This is a genomic window from Pseudomonas sp. EggHat1, from assembly GCF_014892995.1.
GTDB lineage: Bacteria > Pseudomonadota > Gammaproteobacteria > Pseudomonadales > Pseudomonadaceae > Aquipseudomonas > Aquipseudomonas chaetocerotis.
Map to the genome: position 1 here is coordinate 260,447 of NZ_JACKQK010000006.1, position 10,844 is coordinate 271,290.

Annotated in this window: 3 protein-coding genes; 1 reads left to right on the forward strand and 2 read right to left on the reverse strand. The window is 61.5% G+C overall.

What is annotated here, in order from left to right; translation table 11 throughout:
- Nucleotides 1-4 precede the first annotated feature (4 nt).
- Entirely contained in the window at nt 5-1,951 is a 1,947-nt protein-coding gene (gene lapD, locus INS93_RS12640; RefSeq protein WP_192982402.1) for a cyclic di-GMP receptor LapD, read from the forward strand.
- Nucleotides 1,952-2,045: 94 nt separating this feature from the next.
- Here the strand turns inward: lapD and INS93_RS12645 are convergent, their stop codons facing one another.
- Together INS93_RS12645 and INS93_RS12650 are read right to left on the reverse strand one after the other, a co-directional pair.
- On the reverse strand, nt 2,046-2,387 hold the full coding sequence (locus INS93_RS12645; RefSeq protein WP_079784014.1) for a tryptophan synthase subunit beta: 342 nt from the start codon (nt 2,385-2,387) through the stop codon (nt 2,046-2,048).
- 151 nt (nt 2,388-2,538) lie between these two features.
- Nucleotides 2,539-10,844: DUF5801 repeats-in-toxin domain-containing protein (locus INS93_RS12650; RefSeq protein ID WP_192982404.1), on the reverse strand; the 8,306-nt coding region annotated here is incomplete at its 5' end.

Sequence of the window (10,844 nt, forward strand, 5' to 3'; positions counted from 1 at the left end):
TCCCATGTCTCTACTCAAGCAGCTGTTTCTCGCCATCTGCCTGTTTCTGGTGGTGGCCTTCACCGGCAGTTTCATCGCCGGAGTGGAGAGCTCGCGCGAACAGTTGATCAGCCAGCTGCGCTCGCACGCCCAGGACGCTGCCACGGCGCTGGGGCTGTCGATGACCCCGCACGTGGACGACCCGGCAATGATCGAGCTGATGGTCAGCTCGATCTTCGACAGCGGCTACTTCGCCAGCATCCGCGTGGTGCGCATTGCCGACGACGGCGTGATCGTCGAGCGCAGCACCGAGATCAGACCCGAAAATCTGCCCGGCTGGTTCGTCGATCTTGTCGATCTGCAGCCCCAGGGCGGCGATGCGCTGATCATGCGCGGCTGGGAGCAGGCTGCCAGAGTGGAGGTGCTCAGCCATCCGCAATTCGCTCTGGCCAAACTGTGGGACAGCGCCCTCGGCAGCCTGTTCTGGCTGCTGCTGTGTGGCCTGGTCAGTGCCGTGCTCGGTGGCTGGCTGCTGCGTACCCAGCTGCGGCCGCTGGACAACATGGTGCAGCAGGCGCAAGCGATCAGCCGCCGCGAGTTCCTCACCCTGCCGCGAGTGCCGCGCACGCCGGAGCTCAAGCGTGTGGTGCTGGCCATGAACCAGATGGTCGACAAGCTCAAGACTCTGTTCGCCGAAGAAGCCGCGCGCAGCGAGAAACTGCGCGGTGAGGCCTACCAGGACACCCTCACCGGCCTGGCCAACCGCCGCCAGTTCGACATACGCCTGAGCAACCAGTTGGTGATCAACGAGCAGCATCCTGATGGCTACCTGCTGCTGCTGCGCCTCAACGACCTGGGCGGCCTCAACCAGCGCCTCGGCGGCCAGCGTACCGACGCGCTGATCGCCGCATTGGGCGATCAACTCAAGCAACTGCTGGCGTTACCGGAGCGCAGCCAATGGCTGGCATCGCGCAACCGCGGTGGCGAGTTCACGCTGCTTGCGCCCGGCCTCAATGGCGAGGACGCAGAGCGCCTGGCCAGCGAGCTCAGTGAAGCCCTGAACAGTCTGAAGCAGACCGGTGCCAGTGACTGCGATCCCGTTGCCCACATCGGTATTGCCGCATTTCGCCCCGGCGAACAGAGCGAAGCCGTGCTGAGCCGCGCGGATCAGGCGCTGGCTCAGGCACAGAGCAACACAGACAGGTGCTGGGAACGCCTCGACGACTTCACCGCCCGGACCACTCAGGGCCTGCACGACTGGCGCGCCTGGATCGACGATGCGCTGACCCAGGGCAAATTGCAGCTGTATTTCCAGCCTGTCGCCGAATGCGCTACGGGCACGCTCATGCAAAACAAGGTGCTGGCGCGTCTGCTCGATCCGGCTGGCGAAGCCATCACGGCCGGGCGCTTCCTGCCCTGGATCGAGCGCCTGGGCTGGGCCGCACGCTTCGATCTGGCAATGCTCGAACATAGCCTGGCCCACCTCACACAACATCCTCGTCCGCTGGCGCTGAGCCTGTCTGCCGCAACCCTGCGCAATGAACAGGACAAAGCGCGCCTGCTCGATGTACTGAACCGTCATGAGGACGTCGCACACCTGATGACGCTGGAAATCGACGAACGCCACCTGCCACCGCCTGCCGAGCTGGAAGCGCTGAGCCAGGCGATTCGTGAGGCGGGTTTCAACCTGGGCCTGCAGCATTTCGGTGGGCGCTTCAGCCTGATTGGCAACCTCACCCACCTGGGCCTGGCCTACCTGAAGATCGATGGTACCTACATCCGCGCCATCGACCAGGAGAGCGACAAGCGGCTGTTCATCGAAGCGATCTTCCGCGCCACCAACAGCATCGATCTGCCGTTGATCGCCGAGATGGTGGAGACCGAAGAGGAACTTGCAGTGCTGACCGAACTGGGCATCCACGGCGCCATGGGCCGCCTGATCGGCGCGCCGGCGCCCTGGGGCAACCAATAATTGCAGGAGCCCCGCCCCAGGGGGAGTTTCCAGAGGTTACAGGTTGTCGCACCGACTGCTTCGCCGCGGGGCGCGGCTCCTACAATGGCGGGTTCTAAACCAGATCGTGCTCGTCGTCGCCAAGCAGGCCGCTGAGGCCCTCGATTTCAGCACGGGCGATGGCACGCTGGTCGAGCTTCTGTCGCGCGGCCTCGGGCAGGTCGGTGTAGCGGATAACACCTCGTTCGACCAGCACGCTGACCACGTCTTCCAGTACGCGCACCAGCTCCAGGTCAGACTGTTTCAGGCTGTCCAAGCGCGCTTTGACCTCTTCCTTGGCCTCGAGCCAGCTATGCAGCTCTTCGCTCTCGACAGCCAGGTTCTCCGTCATCCCCTCGAAGGGTTCATGTTCGACTCGCAACAAACGCCCGGCCGCGTCGCGCTGTACGTAAACCATTGCTGCCTCCAGCAAACGCCATAAAAAAACCCGCTACTCGGAACGAGTAGCGGGCTTACTCTAGTTGAGTGCACCAACTAAGGAAACTCTGACAAGCATTTCCCCTTGCCTGAAAGGCCGCCAGCGCAGCGCTGACGGCCTCCCTTACACCTCAGGCGACCAACTGATTCTGGTCCAGCATGCCCTGGATGATATCCGCAGTATTGCCACCGGAGAGGATGGTGTTCTCCAAGGTGATGGTCTGATCCACCGGTGTGCCACCTCCTGCGCTGGCGATGTTGATCACCGTACTGCCCGGATCGCTGGCGAAGTCGAAGCTCAGGTACTGGGTCAACACATCGGCGCTCCCCGGATCAGTGACGCCCTGCAGCAGCTGGGACAGATCCAGTGCATCCTCGCCATTGCCGAAGTCCTTGACGATATCGTGATAGCTGCCGCCGCGATCATCGACGGTCCACACGAAGGTGTCGTTGCCGGCACCGCCAATGAGGATGTCGTTACCCTTGCCGCCGACCAGGGTGTCATTGCCATCACCGCCCTCCAGACGGTCATTGCCACCCAGACCGTCGAGCGTGTCGTTGCCACCCAGACCGAGCAACACGTCGCTGCCTTCACTGCCCAGCAAGGTGTCGTTGAGCGCGTCATTGCCCATCACCACATTGGGTTGCACTGCAGCGCTGGAGCCGATACCGACCACCAGACGCGCCGTGCTGACATCGCCGTCGGGCTGGGTCAGCTGATAGGTGAAGACATCTTCCCGGCCCAGGTTGGCGTAGTCGGGATCCGGCGTGTAGATATAGGCGCCGTCGCTGTGCAACAGCAGGCTACCCCACTGCCCGTCGATGGTTTTCGAGGTGCCCACGGCGACGAAGCTGCCGTTGTCCAGCACGCTGAGCGTCGCCCCCTCGCTCCCCTTGCTGTCCACCGCGCCCCATGGATGGTCGCTGTAGAGGTACTTGTTGGCATCGGTCAGCACGTTGCCCGCCACCGCCGTGGCCGTGTCGACCAGCATGGCAGCAGCCACGGTGATCAGGGTGATGTTGTCTACCCGAACACGGAAACTGCCGCCGTTGTTGGTGCGATCATTGACCTCGAAATAGAGGCGATAAGTACCCTCGCCCACGCTGTTGCTGGTGACGGTAGTCGAGTTGTTGGAGGCATGGGTGCCGCTCTGCACCAGCGCCCAGGCACTGCCGCTCTGCTTGTACAACGTCCAGGTGAACTGGTCTCCCGAACCGCTGCTGCTGAAGTTACTGATATTGCCCAGGTTGAAAGACACCTTGGCAGTGTTGCCCTCGGCCACCTCGAAGGTCGGTGTTGCAGCCTTGGTACTGACGCCGGCATTACGATTGCTGTCGACGAGCTGCAGGGTACTGTTCTGCACGCTGACGCCATTGGACGAGCTGATTGCGGTCACGCCCCATTTGCTACCCGAAACATCCAGCACACTGGCTTGCGTGATCACCGTGGTTTCATCGCCTGTCACGTTACCGTCGTTGCTGGTATCGAATATCCAGGGGTCGTAGTCAGGCCCTGAAGACGCCGAGTTTTTGACATCGGAAAAGTCCGCCAGTACCTTGGTTACCGGGTCGGGCGTGACCCATTTCTGCCCGACGATAGCCTGGTTGTAGTTGTCGTAGACATAGACCTCGCTGCTGTCGGTAATGGTCAGATTCAGGTCGGCAGACACCGCATCGCCATCGCGATCGATCAGGGTGTAGCGGATGGTATCCGTCACATCTTCGGCGACATCGTCATTGAAGATGTAGGTGTAAGCCCCGCTGACCAGGTTGACGCTGAACGAGCCACCACCTGCCGTGTTGAAGGTCAGCGTATGGCTCGCCTCATCGTAGGCAGCCGACTCACTGGTGTAAGTCACACCGTTGTGGGTGATAGCGGCGATTGGCTGCAGACCCGGACCATCGGCACCGAAGCCATTGCTGCCTTCGCTGATCAGGTTGCCGGAGATCACCGTCCCCGTCACCGTGCCCTGCAGGGTGTCGTTGAGCTGGTTGAGGTTGGAGACCAGGATGCCATCGGTGTTGACGCCCGCCTTGCCGTCATAGGCAATGGGGTTGAGCAAGGTCTTGTCGAGGTCACTGCCCAGCCCCATACCCAGCGCATAGGACTTGATGTCCTTGGCCGTGAGGAAGGCGATCCAGTCCGCCTCTTCGCCGGTACCGATGCCATCGCCCAGTTCCGGGTTGTACTGGCTACCACTGTTGTTGCTGCCCGGGTTGGCGTTGGACAGGGTTGGTTGACCATCGGAGAGGAAGTACGAAACGTTCTGTACCTCTGCGCCGGTGAGCTTGCCGGATGAATCGTAGGCATTCATCGCCTTGATCAGCGCATCGTCATAGTTGGTCGCACCGTTGCCAGCGTTGTTGGCCAGGTCAGTGAGCCAGGCCTTGGCATCGACGGCGCTCATCCAGACATTGCCCACAGCACTCGCGCTGTTGGAGAAGGTCACGATGCGTACCATCACGTCACCGAGGTTGTCGTAGCTGTCGATCAGACGTTGCACGGCATCCTTGGCCAGCGCCAGCTTGCTGCTGAGACCGCTGACACCCGACGGGGCGTCGTCCATGCTGCCGGACAGATCCAGCACGACCATCAGGTTGGTCTGGATGCCTTGCGGCTCGCTGGCAGACTTGGCGATGTCGTCGGGCGTGGCCGGCGAGTCGTCATCCACCGTGATCGTCAGGCTACCCGTGGCCGGAGCCGAAGGCGCAGCAGAGTCCCAGAGCGTGTAGGAGAAGGCCAGGTTCAGGTCGTTCTCGTCTGCCGTACCATCGACGTCTGGTGCCGGATGGTCGAGCGGCTTGAACAGCTTGAAGCTGTATTGCCCGGTATCCGAGTTGGTCAAGCTGAGGGTGAAGACCGGATTGCCACCGGCATCGAACGCACTCAGCGTCTTGCCATCAGCGCTGAGCTGATAGTTGAGCGCCGAACCGCCTGAAGACAGGCTGCCAAGACCACTGGTATCCCAGGCGAAACCACCGAAGCTGTCCACCTGATAACCGAGCGCACCACCAGCCGTGGTGGCTTCACCAGCCAGGTCGTTGGGACCTCCGGTCAGCCCATGGGTCAAGCCATCCTCGTCGACGCTGCCGGAAGCCTGGCCGCCGACCGGGTCATTGCCGCCAAGCGTGAGAGTCACGGTGGCCGTGGAAACGTCGCCATCGCCGTCGGTGATCTGATAGGTGAACACCTCCGAACCGGCGCTGGCACCACTGCCAGCGCTGTAGACCAGATTACCGCCGGCATCGATGACCAGCGTACCGCCCTGGCTGCCCTGGCCGATGATCTGCACCGGCGAGACGCTTGCCTTGCCATCGTTACCAAAGTTGTCGTTGCCGATGAGAGCGTTGATGTTGCCGACGACCTGATCGACCGCCGTGCGTGAGACCTCACCGGCAATCTCATCGTTGACCGCCATCGGTGCGTCATCACGGAAGCCCAGCACCTGGCCCAGGTCGATACTGGCCGAGGCCTGATCGTCGTCGGCATCGGTGATGGTGGCCTGCAGTCCGATCTTGTCACTGCCCAGCAGATGCAGTTCATCCGGCTGGGCAGTGGGATGAACCACGGCCCTCAGTTGCGTCAGGGTCACCAGCCCCGCAGCATCGACCCTCAGGGTGAAGACCAGCTCATTGCCGGTTTCGGTACGACCTTCGAGCACCGAACCGTTGAACACCAGCTTGACCGCTTCATCGCTCTCGGTATCGACCAACCCGGAGTCTGGCGATTTGATCACCAGCTCATAAGTCAGGGAACCAGGACCATCGGCACCATATTCGGCGTTGAAGGCCGAACTGAAGTTGCGGCTGACCGTCGCATCCGGTGTCCCCAGATAGGTCTCGTCCACCTGCAGCGGCATACCCCAGGTAACGTTGGTGTTGACGTCGTTGTAGTCATAGTCGGGAGCGTCGGTGAGATCCTCCCAGTTCTGGTTGCCTGGTTCGGCGTTGTCCTGCAGATGCGAGCCGCCCGGATTGAACTCGGCACGGTCGAACAGCACGTTGGCACCACCAGCGCCAGTCAGTGGCACTCCGCCCAGCAGGGCCTGCCAGTTGCCATCAACATCCTGCTCGAAGGTCAGCTCGGCACCATTGCTCAGCGCAACATTGGCTGCACCATTGGGGATGATGAAGAAGCCGATCTCACTCGGATCGAGCCCATCCAGATCGAAGGTGGCGCCTGCCACCTGCGCCTTCACATCAGCCCAGATCACCTTGCCAACGGATGGATTGCCGTCGGCATCTCGCGAGTAATAGCCATAGCTGTTTTGATAACCGGCATCGCTGCCGAGGAAAGTGGCCTGCGATTCGAAGCCCGGCTGCATGGCCTGGATGGTCGGGGTGTCGTCGTCGACGGTGACCACGAGCTTGCCCTCGGCGGTATCACCGTCACGGTCGGTCACGGTGTAGCCGATCTGCAACTTGATGTCGTTTTCATCCTGGCCAGCCGGATGCATCAGAGGTTGATGCAACTCCAGCTCGTACTTGCCGAGCGCCGGATCGGTCAACACCACGGTCACCAACGTGCCGCGCTCGGCACTGCTGATGGTCAGCGTGTTGGTGACGGCGTTCCAGGTCGAGGTGACATCCTCGCAGCCCAGCACGCTCGGCCCGGACAAGGCGATACCACGCAGACCATCGGAGCCGGCGTCGAACACCAGCGTGCCGGTGACCGTGGTATTCGCCCCAGTTACATCACCCTCACCACCATTGATGCCATTGGGCAGGCCTTCATCGTCCAGCGCATGGGCCGCCTGAGTGATGCAAGCGGAAGGGCCGTCGTCCTCGAAGCCGACGACCTTGCCCAGATCCAGGTTGGAGCTCCACGAGTCGCCGTCCTTGTCATAGACAGTCACACCAAGCTTCAGCACACCGGCACGAATCAGTGCCAGTTCGTCATGGTTGCTGGTCTTGCCGTGGACGATGGCTTCGTATTGCACGAGGGTCACACTGCCATTGCCGGCATTGACGCTGATCTTGAATACGGTCACGCCATCGGCGACACCCAGCACGTTGCCGTCACCGTCCTTGTAGAGGCGAATGTCGCCGCCAGCAGTGGCATCCAGCCCAGAGTCCACGCCGTCCTGACTCAGATTCAGCTGGTAACGGGTACGCGATGCGTCCAGGCCATCCGACCCCGCATCCACGGTGAGCCTGAACAGGTCTTTGCCGTCGATGCTGGCGTAGCCGAGCACATCGCCGTGGCCTTGCTCATCGTTCGGCGCAACATGGCCCTGCTCGTTCTGGCTGGAACCTGTGGTGTCGACCGATTCGTCGACGTACAGCTTGGTACCGTGGCGCAACTCGAACTTGGTGATTTTCGGGCCGTCGTCTTCGAAACCGACAATCTTGCCCAGATCCAGGCTGGCGCTCTGCGAGTCGCCGTCCTTGTCATAGACGGTCACGTTCAGTTTCAGCACGCCATCCTTGAGCAGCGCCAGCTCGTCATGGTTGCCGGTATCACCATGCGCGATGGCCTTGTATTGCACCAGGGTCACGCTGCCGTCAGCGGCGTTGACGCTGATCTTGAACACAGTAACGCCATTGGCCTTACCCAGAATGCTGCCATCGGACTCCTTGTACAGCAGAATGTCGCCACCGGCCGTGGCATTTAGCCCCGAGTCCACAGCATTGCCGGCAAGGCTCAGGGAGAACCGGGTACGGCTACTGTCCAGGCCATCGGAGCCGCCATCGGCGATCAGCTTGAAAAGGTCCTCGCCATCGACTCGCGCATACCCGAGCACATTGCCATGGTCGGGCTCATCGTTCGGCGCAACATGACCTTGCTCGTTCTGATTGGAGCCGCCTTTGCCAACTGACTCGTCAACGTAGAGCTTGACGCCATGCTCCAGCTCGAACTTGCCGATTTTCGGACCATCATCCTGAAAGGAGAAGTAGGACGAATTACCGCCAGCAAGCTCGATCTTCGCGGTACGGGTCACCGCGTCACCATCACCGTCGACACGGGTGACCTGGTACTGCAGCTGCAATGAGCCCTGGTGTTTGATCAGCAGGTCGAGCGCCTCGTCAAAGCGCTGATCATTGTCTGGATGACGGATCGCTTCGAACAGCGTGGTCTGCAGTTGCGGCTGACCATCGACGGTGACGATGGCAATGGTAAAGACCGTATCGCCAGTGGCATCGACACCCTTGATAACCTGACTGTTGGCCGGGTCAACGAACAGCCGGATGGCACCGCCAACGGTGGCCGACAAGGTCGTGGCCAGCCCGTGGGGCGGCACCCCGGAGAAGCTCAGCGTGCCATTGAGCGAAGCCTCGCCATCAGCCCCTGCCGCCCCGCCGACGGTGAACAGCGAGGTCAAGCCGCCAGCGAGCTGAGTGGTGACCCTGGCCAGCGCACCATTGTCGTCATTGGTGTACCCAGGGTTCTGGTCATCCTTGGCGGCGTAACGATCCTGATTGCCACGGGTTTCGTCCAGTGCCACTTCCAGTTGAGCCAGTGCCTGAGTGTTGACCCCCAGACTCAGCGTCGGTACATCGTCTTCGATGTTGATCACGAACAGACCGCCAGCCCCCTGCGGTATCTGCAGCGGGTCGCCATCGCCATCGGTGATCGCCAGCAACTGGGTGAAATCGATGCCGAACTGGCCGTCGCTCGACCACAGTTCACTGTCGTTGCCATCGGCCTGCGGATGATCGATCGGCCCCTGCAAGGTGAAGCTGAAGCTGCCATCGGCATGGATAACCAGAGTGAATACCGGATAGCCACCCACGTCTGCGGCAGCCATAGCGGTCAACGTGGTATTGAGCAGAATGCCGTCGCCATCGAAGTTTTCGCTGACCATGTAGACCAATGGTTTTTCGCCAGAGGTCAGCCCCTGCTCGTTGAGTTGCGAAGTGACCGTGGCGCCGTCTACCAGACCGAAGCTGCCAGGACCATCGGCACCGAAGGCAACCAGCGAAGCCAGCGTGCCGGCACCACCAGCAGTACTGATAACCAACGTCTGCCCGCCCTCCTGATTACCGACATTGGGTGCCGTCAGTTTATCTTCGTGCACCGTGCCACCGATGGCAGGTGGCGCCTTGGTAGTCCAGGTGGCCTTGATATTGACGTCGTTGTAGTCGTTGTCGCTGTTGCCGCCGTTGACATCCTCCCAGTTCTGGTTGCCGGGCGCGGCGTTGTCTTGCACATGGGTCTTGCCTGCGGGGTTGAGCGCCGGGTTGTCGAACAGCACATCAGCGCCACCACTGCCGGTTAGCGGCTGACCATCAGCCACCGCCTGCCACTGGCCATCGACCCACTGGAACGTGAGCGCAGTGCCGTCAGGTACGTCATTCGAGGCACCATTGGGGATGATGAAGAAACCCACTGACGCGGGATCAAGCCCCTGCAGCGTGATGGAATCACCGATCTGCATGGCGGTGGTATTACCCCAGACCAGCACGCCATTGACCGGTATGCCATCAGGCCCCTTGATGTAGTAGCCGTAGCTATTGAGGTAGCCGGCATCACCGCCCTTGTAGGTAAGGGTCAGACAGTGACTGGAGCCACCATCCACCAACTCAGGCACATCATCCTGTACGTTGATGACGAACAGTCCGGCAGCATCGAGCGGCATATCCAACGGGTCACCATCGCCGTCGGTGGCGGTGATCAGCTGGGTGAAATCGATGCCAAACCCGCCTTCAGACGACCACAACTCATCGTCGTTACCATCCTGAACCGGATGATCGATGGGCCCCTGCAGTTCGAAGCTGAAGTCACCGTTGGCCTTCACTATCAGTTCAAATACCGGATAGCCTCCTACAGCAGTGGCCGTGAGCGTGGTACTGAGCAGATTGCCACTGCCATCGCACTCTTTGGTCACCACGTATTCCAGGGGCTCACCGCCGGAGGTAAGGCCTTGGGCCCATAGCAGGCTCTCTGCCGTCTCGGCATCCACCAGGCTGAACGCACCGGGGCCATCTGCGCCGAACGACACCAGGGCGGAAAGGCTTCCGCCACCAGTGGCAGTGCTGATCACCAGTGTCTGCAACGCACCATCGGGGTTACCCGCATGCGGTTCGCTCAGCAAGTCTTCGTGCACAGTGCCCCCCACAGCAGGTAGCTGCGGATTGGGTTCGTTGAGCGTCGGCACATCATCTTCGATATCGATCACGAAACTGCCGGCATCGAAACCGTCGATCAGCGGGTCGCCGTCACCGTCGGTGGCCACCAGCAGGCCGGAGAAGTCCAGTGCCAGGCTGCTGTCACCCAGGGTTTCCGTGTCGATACCATCGGGTTCCGGATGATCCAGCGGGCCCTGCAGGGTGAACAGGTAGCTGCCGTTCGGATTGACCACCAGGGTGAACACCGGTGCACCGCCCTCGCCGGCCGTCGCCGTCAGGGTGCTGCCGTCGGCCGAGACGGCGTAGAACAGCTCGACACTGCCCGAGGTCAGGCCCAGGTCCTGCAGGCCGATCAGCGCGCCCGGGG

Coding starts and splice junctions, on each gene's coding strand:
- lapD (WP_192982402.1), top strand. CDS start 5: ATGTCTCTACTCAAGCAGCTGTTTCTCGCCATCTGCCTGTTTCTGGTG.
- INS93_RS12645 (WP_079784014.1), bottom strand. CDS start 2,387: ATGGTTTACGTACAGCGCGACGCGGCCGGGCGTTTGTTGCGAGTCGAA.